Source organism: Legionella massiliensis, assembly GCF_000756815.1.
GTDB lineage: Bacteria > Pseudomonadota > Gammaproteobacteria > Legionellales > Legionellaceae > Tatlockia > Tatlockia massiliensis.
In genome coordinates, this window is sequence record NZ_CCVW01000005.1 from 45,549 (window position 1) to 62,339 (window position 16,791).

The window sequence follows — 16,791 nt, forward strand, 5'->3', positions numbered from 1 at the left end:
CTTTATGAAAAGTGGAATAGATAGACTAGACTCAGTCAAACAACCGTTTAGACACTGGCGAGCAACACGAACAGCGCGGGGACGAATCCCTGATGAGTTATGGGAGCAAGTTAAAGAACTATTGGTTGATTACCCACCTTCAAAAATCGGCATTCATTTAGGTATTAGCCCCATCCAAATTAAGAAAAAACTACAGCTTCAAGAGAACAGAGGCTTGCAGTTTGTCGAGGTAAAGCTCGCGTTACATAACATTGAAACATAGTTTATCTAGTACTCTCCAGACTCAAGATTTTTTAGTTTCAGAGACTGTTAATGAGAACCTGCTTAGTTCATCCTCTTGGAATAAGTGCTAGGTAAGCAATTACTGTGCTTGACTATATAGTGTGAAAATCAGTAACGCTTCTCTAAATCTAAAACCTAGCCTAGGCCTGATTGAGACATGAACTCCACATAGATATCCACAAAAACTGAGGATGTCTATTCCATATAATCTGGGTTAGGCAAACGTTGAGGAACAAATACAACGCTCTATCTTCTTGTGTTATTCCATCTCCGCTAACATTAAATAGAAAGCGCTGCCCTTTTGTATTATTTTATTTTCATCTAGATTTTAAGCGCACAACATACTGCTGCTTTAAAAAATTATCTAAGTTACCTACATAGACTGTTTGAAATAATACTACTAGGCCAAACTAAAATAATAGATATTCGCTTTTCTTTTCAGGCCAAATATGATCTCTGAAATATTTAGAAAGCTTAGCTGCAGGTGGTGTCAGATCACCTTTAGCTCTTTCAGTAATTTTATTCCGCTCTTGTTCTGTTATTCCAGAATCCCATTCACTTAGAGCAAGCTTATAAGCCTCTTCTTCTAAAGATTTTTTACGTTCCATTTCAGAGCGTTTAGCTTCTAAAAATTTTTGTTGGGCAATTTCGATTGCCGATCGATAATCTGTTTCAACCCATGCTTGTCCTTTTCTAAGAACTCCCATTAGAACATTCAAAGGATCCTCATATTTTTTAAATTTTGGATTGTATTCTAATCCGAAGGCAAAATGGTTTATAGACTCTTGGACAACAGAAGGATCACTTTTTCCAATAATTTGTTTGATTTGTGTTTTTGAGAAGCCAATATGTGCAAGAGGTTCAAAATTAATATTTTCCCATTCAGGTGGAATTTGTTCAAATCTTTTATTTAAAGTAGTAGTAATTATATTATTACTACTACTATTATATTCATGACAGATATCTTTTTGATATCTATTAGACAAGATAATGTCACTATCAAATAAATTGTGTTTATTGGAAGTTTTTATACTGTTTACCAGGTCTAAAATTCTTGAAGTAATTCCAAGATTTATATATCCGCCTTTAGCATTTTTTCCGGGATGTCTTATCAGTAATTCTTTTTTTATTAAACGAGCTAACATTATTTTAACAGTACCAGTTGTTGTTTGTGCAAAGCTGGCTAAAGATGCTGTTTGTACCGGTCCTGTTGATAAGCTATTTCTTGCTGAGCATATTTCAATAACCATATCAAAAATTACTTTTTGCTTTCCTGATAGACTAATTATTTGTTGCTCTAGCCCCATCGATAAGTCATCAACCGCATTTTGCATTTTTAAATCTGAAATACTCTCCTTTTCAACCGATACTTTCTGTTGTGTTAAGTTGGATTCTTTTTCAGATTCACTTGAATGATCTGATATCTTATCGATATCTGAATTAGTATCTAAAGGATATCTAATAGATTCCTTTGGGTTATCTATCTGATTCCGATTAGATATCTCACGGTTGTCTTTTGAGTTATCTGATTGGTATCTGGTTGTTACCTTATTGCTATCTTTATTTAATTTAATTTCTTCAGGTAAGGTCTCAGACTTTGTAGCCTGCTCGTTAATAATACCTGGGTTATTATCTGCGGAAGCAACAGAAGTAGTATCATTTCCAGAAAGATCCCATGGTCGGTATAATTTTTTTGAAAATTTATTTACATTTCGTTCTTTTAGAAGCTTTTGTAAGTCAGGCACTATTATCTCCTTATGCTAAGGCTGCTTCTTCTCGAGTAATTTTAGATTGAGCTTTTTCATCTTTTGAGAATACTTCACTAGAGATCTCCAGTAATTCTCTGGTTAAACGATCAAAATCATCTCTTACCAAAGACTTCTTTAGATTACTAAATGAGCTTTTATTATCATCTGTGATGTTTGGAATTTCCTGTGCATATTGAACAGTTGTAGATAATACCTTCCCTTCTAACTCAGGATCTGAAATGAGAGACATTATTGCTTTGTCTGATAAAATCGTTTTAGCACTGAATTTATTTAGAAAAACTCTATACTCGATTTTTTTTTCAAATCGTTTGTTTAAGGTGTCTACTTCCTGTTTTAATATTTTTAAACCCTTAGCACTGAATTTGTCAGGATTGAGTGGAGCTAGGATTGTATCTGCATATAAGCTAGCCGCTGTAACTGCTTGACCCATAGTTGGAGGGCAATCTATGAAAATAAAATCGTAATTGTTTTCAATGGAGCTTAGAAGGTTGTTATACAACTTTTCTAAAGGATATCTTCCATTTACGATTTCGTTATCAAGTATTACATTCTCAATACGGCTAGGTATGAGGTCCAAACCACTTGAAACGGTAACGATACTATCGTTAATAGATGCATCGCCCTTCAGTAAATCAATCAAAACGGGAAAATTTTCTGCGTCAACACCATTTGCATCAGTTAGATTTCCCTGAGGGTCTGCATCTATAAGAAGTACTCTTGCTCCATAGGTATTTGCACAGCTAGCGATATTATTGATAGTAGTTGTTTTACCTGTGCCTCCCTTAACTATTTGCACGGCGATTTTTTTTTGTTTGAATTTAAAATTAAATAATTCTTTAGCAGAGTTGAAAGTTAAATAGGACTTGTTACCGACCTTATCGCAGTTGATACTTTTGTTTTTTAATTGCTTATGAACTGCCTGCATTGAAATTTCAAGAAACTCTGCTACATCAGAAATTGCTCGTTTGGGTTGTCTGCTCTGATTATTATTATCCATATACTCTTATATTTTTTAAGTTGATGTTATAAATGAATTTAAACATAAATCGACAACCGTGTAAATGAGGGATATATTGCATAAGCATAAAAAACTCGCAACATTGAATTGAGCAAAAAAATCCATAAAAACAATGTTTATTGAATAGCGTTATTTAACAATATACGGTCGAATTTAATATGATTGATTTCACCCATATAATAAGTATATTAACTTGCCTATAAATGAATTGTGTTTATATCGCTTGTCTTGAAGTATTACCAATATTACTTCTTATTATGAATGCCTTATCCTGTTGTCAGACATTTCATTGTCTAATGTGTATTTGGCATCACTCTTTATAAAATAAAAAATGTGCTTTTTTTCCTACCTTCATTATCGTATATGATATCCAAATAGATGCCTATTTTGATATCCAATAAGATATCTAAGTAGATACCCCCTTGGATAACTAATAGGGCTTTAAGTTGATTCCTGACATGTTATCTAATGTGATATCTAAGTCGATGCCTCAGAAGATATCTAATGTGGTATCTAAGTAGATTCCTGAGATGATATCTGATGTGGTATCTAAGCTGATCCCTAACATGATGTCTGATATGGTATCTAAGATGATTCCTGAGGTGATATCTAACATGGTATCTAAGTAGATTGCTTATGTGATATCTAATGTGGTATCTAACCGATTCCTGAGATGGTATCTAATGTGGTGTCTAAGTTGATGCCTGAAATGATATCTAACACGGTATCTATTGTGGTATCTAGGATGATGCCTCAAGTGATATCTAATATGATATCTAAATTGACGCCTGTGATGATATCTAGTGGGGTGTCTAAGTTGATGCCTAATAAGATATCTAATATGGTATCTAAATTGATGCCTGTAATGATATCTAATGTGGTGTCTAAGTTGATGCCTGTAATGATATCTAATGTGGTGTCTAAGTTGATGCCAGGAATGATATCTAATATGGTATCTTAGCTGATGCCTAATAAGATATCTTCTGTGGTATCTAAAATGATGCCTGTATTGATATCTAATGTGGTGTCTAAGTTGATGCCTGTAATGATATCTAACATGGTATCCATGTAGATTCCTGATGAGATATCTAATATGGTATCTAAATTGATGCCTGTGATGATATCTAATGTGGTGTCTAAGTTGATGCTTAAAATGATATCTAACAAGGTATCTATGTTGATGCCTAATAAGATATCCAATATGGTATCTGCTTTATTTATCAACTTAGCTCATTAGGTAATCCCCCCGAAAAATAAGTGATGTTAAAAGTAGAATTTTCTCATACGCTATATAGGAAGAGATTCTTCAGGAAAAGATCAAAATTTACAGACAGCCAAATCCTGTTGATTCTAAAACAAGCCGAAGGTGGCACCTCTGTATCAGAACTCTGCCGAGAACATGTCATTAGCGCAGCTACATTTTACAAATGGCGAGCTAAATTTGGAGGAATGGACGCATCGATGATGTCGCGGTTAAAAGAGCTGGAAGCAGAAAATAGCCGGCTTAAAAAGATGTATGCACAGGAACGATTGAAAGCGGAGATACTGAAAGAGGCCATTGAAAAAAAGTGGTAACACCGTCACGTCGATGAGAATTGGCGAGAAAGGCGGTGGCTAATAAGGATATTTCAATTCGCATGTCGTGTGAGTTATTTGGCCTCAGTCAAACCTGTTATCGGTATCAGCCACAATTAGACGATGAAAATGTAATCATAGCGGATTGGTTGATGAGTTTAACAGAGAACCAACGTAATTGGGGTTTTGGCTTATGTTTTCTCTATTTGCGTAATGTGAAGGAGTTTATCTGGAATCACAAACGCGTTTATCGAATCTATCGGGAATTAGAGCTCAACATGCGAATAAAACCCAAAAAACGGTTAATAAGGGAAAAACCAGGGGCATTGGCGGTGCCAACTGCAATCAACGAATGCTGGTCGATGGACTTTATGCACGCTCAGCTAAGAGATGGTCGGAGTTATCGGTTATTTAATGTACTCGATGATTTCAACCGCGAAGGTCTTGCTATCGAGGTCGATTTATCTTTGCCGGCAGAGCGGGTCATACGGACTCTTAATCAAGTCATTGAGTGGCGTGGCAAACCACGGCAAATACGTTGTGACAATGGCCCTGAATATATCTCTAAGTTGTTAGAACAATGGGCTGATAAAAATCAAATACAATTAGTCTTTATTCAACCAGGCAAACCACAGCAAAATGCTTATATTGAACGGTATAATCGCACTGTTCGGTATGATTGGTTAAGCCAATATTTATTTGAATCTATTGCTGAAGTACAACACCATGCGACACAATGGTTATGGACGTACAACAATGAACGTCCAAATACTGCTATTGGAGGCAATCCTCCAAGGCAAAAATTGGCACTAGTTGCCTAATTCTCTACTTTTAACTTCAGTTAAAAATGGGGGGATTACCCTAGCAATCACTTGGCAATCACCTAGCAATCACTCAGCAAGCAATTTGCAAGCACTTGGTATCACCTGTCATATGTAACCTGATTGATATTTTATCTTTAAAGTAGGTTTTAGTGATTTATACTGATTTCTATCCTGCGCCATCCATATGCGGGTTTCGGTAACCATCTAGACATGTCACAGGTTTTCAAGATAGTAGTTAACAAAAATTCATAGAAATACAAATTAACTCTTCCTCAGAAGAGCTTAAGAATATGGCAAAATCGTCAATAAATTATTTTGAGCTTTCTGCACGAATGGAGAAAGCTCATGCAACTTATTGTTCTGCTATTATTTTTACAGGAATCTCATTCAATACACACTTAGGCAAAAGCCAAATACCTAATTCTTCGGCTGTTCTTTGAAAAATATTTTTCTCAGCATGACTTGTTATTAAAAATCCTCTTTGTTGTGGGTTAATTGACTTCAAAAGATCAACCCCGTTAAGAGATTCCTTTCTAAGTTCATAATCCATAAAGTATAGTGTAGAATCCGATTTTTCAGATTGGCCATACCATTCTACAAATTCACTTCCAGAATAAAATTGAATCAATTTAACACCTGTATTTCTTAACTTTTTTTGCCAAAAATTATGAATAGAGAGATCATCATCTAAAAGAATTATAGTCTGATTACTGCATATAATTATCTCTTCAGGTAACCATAAAGGATTTTTAAAAAAAGGAAATGTAAGCGTAACCTGTGTTCCTGAATTTTCTTGTGAATTAATAGCTAAACTACCTCCCAAACTCTCCATATACTGTTTTGCATTAGAAAGCCCAATTCCTTTTCCTGGGTGTTTGGAGCTGAAACCATTCAGAACGGATTTAAGATGGGCAAAGGGAATACCTATGCCATTATCGGAAATGATAACTAATAATTCATTGCTATTTGATTTTAAAGATATGTCTATAGATCCATTATCCCTTAAAGATTCATAAGCATTATTCAGTATATTTGATAATACTCTTCTTGTTTCAGATTCAATTGAATTTATCCATTTGTTTTTAGCATTTTTATGAGCATTGAAAATTAGCTTACAAGGTTTATTTTTCCATTCCTGCTTTTTGTGGGAAATTACTGTATCTATAATAGACGAGAGCAGTAAAGGTTTAATTAAAAAATCAGTTTCTATTGGCGTTAATAGCTTTGCATTGGGTTCTCGATATTTATCGAGCAAATTATTTGCAATGTCTCTAATATTTTGTAGCGCTTCGACTTGTATTTGAACATCTTTCTTGGGCAAATAATCCTTTGCCTCTATAATACAAAATTCTAAAATTGAGAGAGGGGAGCGGATGTCGTGGCATACTCCTGCCATAACATCAACTAATGCCTTCATCTTTTCAGCCTCAATACGCCCATTATATTCTTCTTGTAAGTTTGATAATAACCTTTCAAACGCATCCTTAATTTCAACCAACTCCCAAGGTAGTTTTTTAATTTCCTCTATTTTGGGATGTATTACGTTATGAAGAGACCGGTTTAAGATGGCATTCTTTAATTTAAGCAATGGCTGAAGTAATTGCATATATAATATTTTTCTTAAGAGAAATATCAAAGTTAAAAATAGTAAGGTCAATATTAAAATGAAATAGATCACTGCTGGAGAAAATAAAATAAAAGGGTTGGATTTTGTGAAACTGAAAAGTAATCCTATTTTTTTATTGCTGGAAAATATACTATTGTCTATTAAGCTCGAGCAATAAATTGAGTACTTCTCTTTTTCTATGGTTTGATCAATTAGACTCGGTCTGTTACAAATTTTCCAATTATTAAAACTTTTTCCAAAACCATAAAGAGATCTATTTCCATAATCAGACATTATAACTGTGCCATTATCATCAATTATCATATACGTTTCATCAACTCCAGATGACATGTGCAACAGTTTCCTTACTTCTGATATATCAGAAATGGCCAAAGAGGGAACGATCAGTTGTGACAAAAGATGATGTCTTCTTTCTATATTTTCATTTTGTTTCTGCTGTTCCTCATATTTATTAAAATATATTCCAACTAGTAAAGTTGCCATTAAAACAAGAAAAATCGATGCAATAAAAAACGTCTCAATTAAAATTATAATTTTTGGTTGCTTTAGAGTCATGGTGCGTCTCTTGAAATGTTTCCAAGAAAATATTGGTGAAAAACAGATAATCCAATACCTGGTGTGTTTAAGTTTTTTCTAACAAAAATTTCTTTTGTTAGAGAAGTAAAAATTGGTCTAACTACACATAAATCAGCTATGTTATCAACAATATTCCTATATGCTTGAACTCTTTTTAAGGGGTTTGAAATAAATTGGCTCTTTGTAATTTGCTCATCTAATTTTTTGCTGGCTATTCCAGTAAAATTAGCTTTATTATCTTGATAAATGGTTAGAAACTCATAGCCATCAAAATAGTCTGATACTAGACCAAAAATAAGTACATCACATTTGCTGTTGGCAAAATATTTGCCATATTCTTTTACATTTGAAATCTCTTTCAAAGAAATATTTGGATATATCTTTTTAAACATATTTTGATATAAGATTTTTTGCTTTTCTTGTACTGATACTGTCAAGTAAGCTAAGCACAATGGTTGAGGATTTGAATTATAAATTGCCGATTTAGCTAATTTACTAAGTTTTTTATTAAAATCACTTTCTTTGTCATATCCGAAGGTCCCTTTTGGGAAAAAATCGTTCGCTAGCTCAGTTTCTTTCTCATAATTATTCAACAATTGTTCGTCAATCTGTAGGCTTGATAAAAACAAACAACGCTCATACTTATTTTTCCAGCGATTACTATTTGAATTTAAACCCACATAAAGTTGTTTGGGGCTATATAAGTCTATAATATTAAAATTCTTGAGTTGTTCAGAGTTCCCTCGAATATTTAAATTAATAATGTCGTATTTCGTTAAGTCGTTAGAGTCAACTTGATTATCTTTAATTACATCAAATCTGATCGGCAAACCCTTAGAGATAGGTGCTAATTTAATTACATGTTTACCAAATTGAATGACTTTATATCCGCCACAACCAATAGGTTTCTTCCATAGTCTTGCATCAATTTTTGCATTTTCAATAAACTCCTTTTTAAAAATTGTATAATTTGACGATGACAACACTCTTAATAGTTGAGGAGCTTCTTTGTTTAGGCTGATTTCAATGGTTCTATCGTCAATGGCTTGGATTTTATCAATCCAAGTCCAAAAGTTATTAAAAACGCTTTTTGATTGATTTATATAATCAAAGCTTGCAATAACATCTTCTGATTTTACTAATGATCCATCATGAAATTTAATTTTTTTTAATTTTATCCTAATTTTTAACGGCGTTATGTAATTTATTGTATCAGCAGCTTCTAAAACATAGGCGGAGCCCTGATTACGTATCAGTTCGCAATTAATTTGCCTTGAAATAAATAAGCTTTGTGTATCACGAATGCTACCTGGGTCAAGTGTAATATTTGATTTTTGAAGAGTGATTCTTAATTCTTCATTTACTGAGTCTGCATTTATGCTGTTTGCTGTCAAAAGAAAAATAACTATAAAAACTTGCTTTAATAGGTTCATAAACTTCTATTGCTTAATTAAAATTAAAAATCATGTCATCATAAAAGTAATTGCCGATATTCATTAGGCATTTCTTTTAGGAGAAAATTTTTTGGAGGCTCAATTCCCAATAAATTTCGCACAAAAAAATCCCATGTTTTACGAATAAAATAAGGATGAGTAGGAGTTGTCTTATGATTTTGATTTGGCATAATTAATAGCTCAAAATCTTTATTGTGAGTTATTAATTCATCAACTAATTGCATTGTTGCGCAAGGATGCACATTGTCATCCATTTCACCATGTACTAGTAATAATTTACCTTGAAGATTTTTTGCTAACACAGTATTAGACTGGTCTTCGTAGGTTGTAGTATCCAAGCTATTGTACTTTTCCCCATAGTTTGCAGGATAGCAGCGTAAATCATGATTGCCTGCTGCGGATACACATACATGATAGAAATCTGGATAAAGGAGCATCGCTCGCATTGCCGCATATCCTCCTCCAGAATAACCTGTTATGCCTGTTTTATCTTTATTAATAAAATCATATTTTGATGCAAGTTGTTTAATGGCTATTACATGGTCGGGTATGCTACAGTCTCCCATATTTTTATAAGTTGCGTCATGAAAATGTTTAGATCTTCCTGGAGTTCCTAATCCATCAAGCTGCATAACAATAAATCCCAATTCAGCAAGAGCTTGAGCTATCCATGCGGAGCTCGTTATTGACGAATATATGTTAAAGTCCGAAGGTGTTCTATAAATCTGTGGGCCAGGATAGATATGGTCAATTATAGGATATTCTTTTGAAGAATCGAAATGAGATGGAAAATAAAGGTTGCCATAAATATCAGTAACCCCATCTCTCGCTTTTACACAAAAACGTTTAGGGAGCATCCAATTTAATTTAGATAAACCCTTAATATCAGCAACTTCAATAGAAGTAACTAAATACCCCTCCATATTTTTAAGTGCGGCAACGGGAGCAGTATTAATGGTAGAGTAACTATCTAAAAAACAATGCTTTTGGGGTGATATATGAATACTATGGTTACCATATTCTTTCGTTAAACATTCCATTTCACTCCCATTTAGTCGGCATCTAAATAAATACTCATGATATGGATCTTTATTCTTATCGAAACCACACGCAGTAAAATAAAGTAAATTCTCTTTGTCATCATAAAAAAGGAGTTCTCTTACACACCAATCTCCTTGTGTAATAGCTTGGACAGGAGTATTGTTCTCTTTATCAAACAAATATAAATGCGGATAACCACTTCTTTGCGACATCCATATAATTTTTTGGCTTTCATTTAATATCAGAATCTGAGGGATCCAAGGTGCATGAGGGCTTGGTTCAACGTAAGTACGCTCTGCTTTTTCATCAATTAATAATTTCGTGTCACCAGACTCAGCATCAATTTCATACAGCATTAATGCTTTAGCACCACGAGTTTCTTTGAGAAAATATGCTTTTGTACAATTGTTATTCCACCAAACCCATTTAAACTCAATGGGAGTCAAATAGGGTGCTAATAAAGGTTCTGCATTAACACTTACTACTAATTTACTTTCGATATCAATAATTATTAACTTAACTAACGGTAGATGCTCATCGCCTGAAAAGGACATACGATAACTATGCAGCTTAGGTCTTTGTGAATTCTCTGGTGCATTTTCTAACAGAAATAAATTTTTAACTTTCCGTTGATCCAATCGATGAGTAATAATTTTTTTAGAATTTGGAGACCAAATAGCAACAGGATCAGGAGTAATTCCTTGTATTCTCTGGGTAATAGCATTTGTATTTGTTTCTGGAGAAGTTGCGTAATTATGATAAGGCTCGCCATCACTTGTCAGTTGAAATTCTTCTTCATTTATCAAGTCTCTCAAAATAAGATTATTTTTTTTTACCCGTAACCCCCAATTTTTATCGGGTGAAATCAAGTGTCCCGGAGTAATTTCATTAATATGCTCACAAATATCACTATCAATGTAATAGCACCAAGAATGGTTATTATGGATAAAAAATATTTTTTCTTCAGGGGATTCTTCTATGATAAAACCTGATAGTGATTTCTCAGAATTAGAACCAATTTGAAGAAAAAGTTTATTTAAGATCTGATCATATTTTAAAATATGCTTTTTTACCCCAGTTTTGATATCAACTCGTATTAATGACTTATCTGACTCAGTATCTTTGAAATAATATAATGCGTTATCTGTCCAGTATGGAGTAACTGTAGTATTGAATAAACATTTATGCAGATTCCATGGTAAAAATTGTTCTGCTTTTCGGTATAATTCATCGATATTCATATATGCTTTTTACCATTAAAAGATTACTTTTCTATAAGGCAGTAATAATAATTTTTCCTCTTTTCTAAAGGATATAGTAGGTTTTCCCAATTCAAAGCTGGAACTTTATAATCCTCTTCCTTTAGAAAAATAGGGGCATGTGTTTTGTTAACAATTTTCTCCAATAAATCAGGGGCAACATTTGAACTTTGTGCAACGTCAATAAGTTCATCTAATTGCGTGTTGGTTAAGACTATAAAATAATAGTTATGTCCTTGCTCTGAAATAATCAAATAACTACCTAAAGTATCCAATACATAATATTCAATAGCGTTTAAATTTTTTACTATATCTTTAAAATGATTACTATATTCCGATAAGCTAACTAGAGTGTTTTTGTTTGCGGACAAACAACTTAACAAAGGGAACGATTGTTTTTCAAAAAAAGTTTTTTGCATAATATCAATACTTTCATTAATATTATAAAGCATATTTTTTGAGTCTTTAAGTAAGAATCTATCTATTATCCCACGATTAAAAGCATTTATCGCAACATTAAAATCAGCGTGTCCTGTCAGCATTATTTTAAGAATAGGAAGATGGGAAATTTTTTCACAAAACTCTATTCCATTCATCAAAGGCATAGAGTAATCAACAATGACAACTGAAATAACTTTATTTCTTTGAGAATTGTCTGCTAAAGACCTAATTTTTGAAAATTCAACAAAATAATTATCATCATCTTCATAACTTGCTTCTTTAATAAAATTTGACGCATTAGCAATCAAATTATTTTCATAACTAGATACAATATAATTCAGAGCGTTATTTGGATTTGGAAAAGGTTTCAAAAGGTAGTTATTAGATAGTTTGTGGTTTAATGCATTTAAAAAATTTTCATTGTCATCAGTTAAAACAACCTCTGTTTTAAAATAAAATGCCTTAAAATCTTGATTCACTCAAATTCCTTATTAGTTCCATTATCTGTAAAAAACGTTTTTTCTTTTGTATCTTAAAATCTATCTCATTGGCTTTTCGCTTAAAATAGAAAATCGAAATTTAAGCAAATATGGCAATTATCTATTGCGATAAAAATAGATGCAAGAAAAAATCATAAAAACGTTAGTATTTTCCTCTTATATCTTGTGTCAGTTTATCTCCCCAGAAATATCAAATAAGTAAATGATTGCTTCTTCAAAGTGTTTAGATATTGTGGGAAAGAAAAATATTTACTACTCAGTTTTGCTGTTTGTTGGGGTATTGTTGTTTACTATATAATGCCTATATATAGGAGCTGCATATAGTAATCTCGTATTTATAATTGCTAGGTCTTGGCTTTTAGATAGAGGGTTTGTGCTTATAAGTGAATAACAGTCCTTTGACGTTCCTCTTTTAAGATACCGAATTAATTTTTTTCCATCAATTGTTTGCACAATACATAGTTGATTGACTGCCAAGCTAATTTCTTGGTCATACAATTTTACACCAGCTAAATAGTCACCCTCTTTAAAGTTGGGTAATACTGAATCATCATCTACTCGTTCTAGCAACGCATTTTCTAATAAACTTTGAAAAACAGTAAATTCTTTCTCTATAAGATTTAATGAAGATACTTCAATATTATCGCCATCTGTAAGATTACTTTTAGTAGAAGCAAGTGATGGAGAAGGATCCTTTCCATAAAGAAGCCAATCTGTAGTACAAATCACCCCTAATCTTATTACATGACTAATAATTTTTTCAGCCCCATCAGCAGGCAAACCACCAAATCTACCTAACTCCCACCCTTTGTATGTATTTAGATTAAGGTTACAAAATTCACAAATTTCTTTTCGACTCAAATTAGTTAAATTTCTCAGGCGCTTTAAACGATCCGCTCTTGCTTCTGGCGTTGAAAGCTCATCAGTAATCAAAACTTTTTTTATGTATTCTTTTGTATTCATATCACTCAAAATATTTTCAATCCATTTCGGATTAAATTTAATTGACAAAACAACGAATCGAAGTAAAATGATTTTCGACATAAATTTTTCCTCCATTATGGAGTAAAAAGCATCTTAAATAAAGACACTCATTTTATAAATAACATGGAGGAATAGTGAATACGATTGAATTGTATTGCCAAGCTAGAATAAGTATCGAGCATAAATTTAGAGGTCTTCCTTATGCACATACTCTGTTAGTTAATCACTTAATAGGGCGAGCCAATCCCTTTAATGGAACAGTTAGCAAGATCAGTTATAATGATATTGCCCTTCTTCTAACAATAAACAAGGCTCCTGGACGAAAAGAAAGTGGCACACCGACAAAGCAAACTATCCGCAATTATATCAAATCCATAGAGCGTGAATGTGGTGATCACTTTAAGGTCATTTCAGAAGGCCAGTCGCTCAAATTTCTTTTCCCTCAGTTGCCTAAGATTTTTAGTGAGTTCCTCAAGAACACAGAAGGTAACACAGAGCTTAACTCACCTGATTCCCTTATGGGATTTGGTGCAGAAGGGAATTTAGACGTCCAAGATAACAGAGAAGTTAACACAGAAGCCAACACACCAAAAAGTGCTGTAAAGAATATTAATATATTTAACATAACAAAAACTAACAAACTAACTAACACGCCGACTTCACGTTTTTGTCACAGCAAAAAACCAATTGATGACAACTTTTATCCTAATACAGCAACGATTGAGTTAGCGCTCTCTATGGGACTTAACAAAGTCCTTGATCAAGACGAAATAAATGCCTTTATCCAACACAACAAAAATCACAACACGCAATGGGCTGATTTTAATCCTATCTTTGTTACCTGGTTGGAACGGGATGCTCAATACATAAAAAATAAACAACAAAAGGCACAAAAACCATCAAGGAGTGATAAGAATGAGCGTAACAGCAATCAAAACTCTCTTTACCCAGAAGCACTTAGGCGAGTCAGTGAACTTCATGGCATTTCAATTGAGTCAATCTGGGGCAACCAAAGCAGCGAACACAGCACCAGTGCACTTATCGAAGGAACAGTTATCCAACCTATGGATACAACTGACTGCAATCTACGGGACACTTTTCACCTCTAAGCATGGCATTAGAGATACGGGTGTTTGGTTTACGGCACTTAAGGATTTAACGCCGAAAGCCTTAGAAAGTGGTGTAGAGCGTTTAATGACCTTGAATAAAGACGATAAACTTTGTGAGTTCCCACCCAATTGCCTACAGTTTCGTGCACTGTGCCTAGGCTTTTACAGTGATTTACGCATGCCTTCGGCCGCGGAAGCTCATCGAGAGATTTTGAATTGTGCTTATGCGAAGAAGCCAAAATGGAGTCATGCCGTCGTTAAATTTACAGCTAATCGCCTGGGTCCAAAATTTTTAGCAATCGAGAACGAAGGCCATTCTTTCGCAATATTCAAAGAGGCTTATGAACAAGTTTGTCATTTAATCCGTCAAGGTCATCAACTCCCAGCAATTGAAGAGCCTGTATGGTGTATCCCGCCCCAGTCAAAAGAGATTGCAACAACACAGCTTGCAAAAATACGTCAGTTACTAGGAGTTGTCTAATGAAACAGATTCCACAGTTAAAGCAGTTTACTAGAGAAGAGCTATACAGCCTGCTACGCGCTTGTTCAGAGTCATTGGCTCTAGCCTATCAAGACAATCTTCAAAGCGATTTCTTAGATATTGCTATGGCTGCGCGATTAGCTTGTGAATCGCTCAGGTTCGAAATTGATTCGCAAAACAAAGAGTATTCCATTCATTAACCAGTAGTCTAAAGGGAAGCAACATGACAGCAATGAACGATATTTCAACCTACAGAACAAAAGTTGATGATGTTTGTAGTTCATTACGTACCCTAAGCATTCCTTATTTTTCTATGGTGCTTAGTTTTAATAAGGGTGGCAATATAGTCTTATCCAATTGTGATGGGATTATTCAAGCCTATCAAAGACAGGCTCAACTAGCAGAGTTAAATGCAGAATCGTTAACACTGCGCCTCAATGCGATGTGTGCTGAAAACTACGGCCTATACCCTGTCTATCATATACTACGAAAGCACTCTGAATGCACGTTCTCATTTAGTGTGATTTTGGATAAACCTATCGCGAATGAAATCGATTTTTACTACACAACCCTCAATCAGTTTGAATCTTTTTGTGTGAATTTTGTAGATGAATTTGTTGATTTGATTATTGAAACCAATCCGGCTTATCGGTTTTCCTTTGTGTTTACCAATAAGGCGTTGCGAGAAGCTGTAATCAAACAGGGTTATGAAAATAAGATATCACTCTCTCTAAGAGAGCAGGAATGTATCCTGTTAACGGCACAAGGCAAACAGCCTAAACTCATTGCAAGAGAATTAAATATTAGCCCATTTACCGTTGAGCAGTATCTAAAAAAAATTAGGCGACAGCTAAACTGCGAAACGATAACCCAGGCGATATTTGAATGTATTCAACGAGGCCTGATAGGCTGCGACAATCCCTTTCAAAGAGAAAAACCATCTGTGGCCATGATCTAAGTTATTCCCCCAAAATCATCTGAGCGCCCAGAATGCCTAACCATCAATAGCTAGGCATGGGTATTACATCAAATACGAGACACTTTATTAAGTACACGGTTGATAACTGTCCTACATACACAATGAAAAGGTAAATTAACGATTTGCGGAGGGAAGGATGATTGAATTTTTCACACAATAAAAACAAGTCTTATCACAATTTAATTTGGATTTCAATTCCCCAAATTTGGGGAATAGTATTCACGATATAAACCAAGAATAATGGCTCAATATTAATGAGCGATAGCCACAGACATTGGAGAGAAAAATGTTGGTTATTTCAAAAACTATTGGTGAGGGTATTTCACTCTCCAACGAAGTAAAGCTAACCATATTAGGGATTCATAATAATCAAGTCCGTTTGGGGATTCACACTGACAGTTTATCGGATGTCGTTTTGGAGGATTTGAAGAGTAACGAGACTCAATTGCCCAATATTCAGGATAAGGACAATCACATAATCAATGCACGGGATCATGTGATTTATAGACTCAACAAACCAAACAAGGAACTATAAGCATGTTAATTTTAACCAGGCGAATTGGTGAAACCCTCATCGTTGGGGATGATGTAAATATTACAGTATTAGGCGTGAAAGGAAACCAGGTGCGCTTAGGAGTTAATGCGCCAAAAGATGTTTCTGTTCATCGCGAAGAGATTTATCTGAAAATTCAACAAGAAGACTTCGCGCTACATCAGCAAATCTCAGATTCCATTGCGCCAACAAAGACCAATGTTAGATATAAAAAAAGCCACAATAAGCATTAAAACAAGCGGCTTGCAGTCTAAGTAACTAAAAAAACCATTTCTAACAACAAGGCTGTTAAACGCCTAAAGGCATTTTATTATCAAAA

Annotated in this window: 15 protein-coding genes and 1 pseudogene; 8 read left to right on the forward strand and 8 right to left on the reverse strand. The window is 34.0% G+C overall.

Going from position 1 to position 16,791, the window contains the following annotated elements:
• Positions 1-4 precede the first annotated feature (4 nt).
• Positions 5-262, forward strand: coding sequence for a hypothetical protein (locus BN1094_RS17965; protein WP_044012651.1), 258 nt, complete (start codon positions 5-7; stop codon positions 260-262).
• Positions 263-692: 430 nt separating this feature from the next.
• Here BN1094_RS17965 and BN1094_RS17970 read toward each other — a convergent pair whose 3' ends face one another.
• From BN1094_RS17970 to BN1094_RS17985, 3 genes are all read right to left on the reverse strand, one after another.
• The gene (locus tag BN1094_RS17970; RefSeq protein WP_044012652.1) at positions 693-2,027 is read right to left on the reverse strand and encodes a hypothetical protein; all 1,335 of its coding nucleotides are present in this window, start codon (positions 2,025-2,027) and stop codon (positions 693-695) included.
• Positions 2,028-2,037: 10 nt separating this feature from the next.
• On the reverse strand, positions 2,038-3,048 hold the full coding sequence (locus BN1094_RS17975) for a ParA family protein (protein WP_044012653.1): 1,011 nt from the start codon (positions 3,046-3,048) through the stop codon (positions 2,038-2,040).
• A 978-nt stretch (positions 3,049-4,026) separates the two neighbouring features.
• On the reverse strand, positions 4,027-4,293 hold the full coding sequence (locus tag BN1094_RS17985) for a hypothetical protein (protein WP_044012655.1): 267 nt from the start codon (positions 4,291-4,293) through the stop codon (positions 4,027-4,029).
• A 36-nt stretch (positions 4,294-4,329) separates the two neighbouring features.
• Between BN1094_RS17985 and BN1094_RS17995 the strand changes: the two are divergent.
• Positions 4,330-5,465: pseudogene (locus BN1094_RS17995) on the forward strand (IS3 family transposase).
• A gap of 355 nt (positions 5,466-5,820) precedes the next feature.
• Here BN1094_RS17995 and BN1094_RS18000 read toward each other — a convergent pair.
• The 5 genes from BN1094_RS18000 to BN1094_RS18020 form a co-directional block, all read right to left on the reverse strand.
• Positions 5,821-7,650, reverse strand: coding sequence for a hybrid sensor histidine kinase/response regulator (locus tag BN1094_RS18000; RefSeq protein ID WP_044012658.1), 1,830 nt, complete (start codon positions 7,648-7,650; stop codon positions 5,821-5,823).
• The gene (locus tag BN1094_RS18005) at positions 7,647-9,104 is read right to left on the reverse strand and encodes an ABC transporter substrate-binding protein (protein ID WP_044012659.1); all 1,458 of its coding nucleotides are present in this window, start codon (positions 9,102-9,104) and stop codon (positions 7,647-7,649) included. Before BN1094_RS18005 ends, BN1094_RS18000 begins: the two co-directional genes overlap by 4 nt.
• A 38-nt stretch (positions 9,105-9,142) precedes the next feature.
• Positions 9,143-11,407: a S9 family peptidase gene (locus BN1094_RS18010; RefSeq protein WP_052403381.1), complete on the reverse strand. Its 2,265-nt coding sequence runs from the start codon at positions 11,405-11,407 to the stop codon at positions 9,143-9,145.
• A gap of 23 nt (positions 11,408-11,430) precedes the next feature.
• On the reverse strand, positions 11,431-12,345 hold the full coding sequence (locus tag BN1094_RS18015) for a response regulator (protein ID WP_044012660.1): 915 nt from the start codon (positions 12,343-12,345) through the stop codon (positions 11,431-11,433).
• Positions 12,346-12,618: 273 nt separating this feature from the next.
• The gene (locus tag BN1094_RS18020) at positions 12,619-13,410 is read right to left on the reverse strand and encodes a S24 family peptidase (protein ID WP_044012661.1); all 792 of its coding nucleotides are present in this window, start codon (positions 13,408-13,410) and stop codon (positions 12,619-12,621) included.
• Between the two features lie 74 nt (positions 13,411-13,484).
• Here BN1094_RS18020 and BN1094_RS18025 point away from each other — a divergent pair, with 74 nt between their 5' ends.
• From BN1094_RS18025 to csrA, 6 genes are all read left to right on the forward strand, one after another.
• Positions 13,485-14,459, forward strand: a complete 975-nt coding sequence (locus BN1094_RS18025) for a Vir protein (protein ID WP_245614411.1) — start codon at positions 13,485-13,487, stop codon at positions 14,457-14,459.
• An 85-nt stretch (positions 14,460-14,544) separates the two neighbouring features.
• Positions 14,545-14,940: a hypothetical protein gene (locus tag BN1094_RS18030; protein WP_245614412.1), complete on the forward strand. Its 396-nt coding sequence runs from the start codon at positions 14,545-14,547 to the stop codon at positions 14,938-14,940.
• Positions 14,940-15,140, forward strand: a complete 201-nt coding sequence (locus BN1094_RS18035) for a hypothetical protein (protein WP_044012663.1) — start codon at positions 14,940-14,942, stop codon at positions 15,138-15,140. Before BN1094_RS18030 ends, BN1094_RS18035 begins: the two co-directional genes overlap by 1 nt.
• Before the next feature lie 23 nt (positions 15,141-15,163).
• Complete coding sequence (locus BN1094_RS18040) at positions 15,164-15,898, forward strand: helix-turn-helix transcriptional regulator (RefSeq protein WP_044012664.1); 735 nt, start codon at positions 15,164-15,166, stop codon at positions 15,896-15,898.
• Positions 15,899-16,205: 307 nt separating this feature from the next.
• Entirely contained in the window at positions 16,206-16,454 is a 249-nt protein-coding gene (locus BN1094_RS18045) for a carbon storage regulator (protein ID WP_044012665.1), read from the forward strand.
• Between the two features lie 2 nt (positions 16,455-16,456).
• The gene (csrA, locus tag BN1094_RS18050; protein WP_044012666.1) at positions 16,457-16,705 is read left to right on the forward strand and encodes a carbon storage regulator CsrA; all 249 of its coding nucleotides are present in this window, start codon (positions 16,457-16,459) and stop codon (positions 16,703-16,705) included.
• Positions 16,706-16,791: the final 86 nt, after the last annotated feature.